This window comes from Pseudomonas sp. 2822-17, assembly GCF_002742485.1.
GTDB classification, from domain to species: domain Bacteria; phylum Pseudomonadota; class Gammaproteobacteria; order Pseudomonadales; family Pseudomonadaceae; genus Aquipseudomonas; species Aquipseudomonas cyclaminis.
Genome location: NZ_LJRZ01000587.1, coordinates 1 through 245, shown reverse-complemented (window position 1 = coordinate 245; position 245 = coordinate 1). Strand labels below are relative to the sequence as shown.

Here is a 245-nt window from a genome sequence, read left to right as displayed (position 1 = left end):
ATATGAAATGCAGCAATGGCAGCTAAAATAAACGCCCCTGTTAAATAAGCTGTGGTAATAACATGAGATACTCTAGATGGCATCGCAGGATTAAACATGGCCACTAGTGGCTGAATATTTGTAAATTCTCCTTCTGTATTGACAAACCCACGAGGGGTATTCATAAATCCATTCACTGATGTGATAAAAAAAGCAGATGCTGTTGATCCAAGTACTATTGGTAGAGAAAGTAGCCAATGAAATAT

General features: G+C 37.6%; 1 protein-coding gene. It reads right to left on the bottom strand.

The window, feature by feature from the left end; genetic code table 11:
- Positions 1–245 (bottom strand): cytochrome ubiquinol oxidase subunit I (locus AOA60_RS34830; protein ID WP_368731592.1); only part of this gene is annotated, 245 nt, incomplete at its 3' end.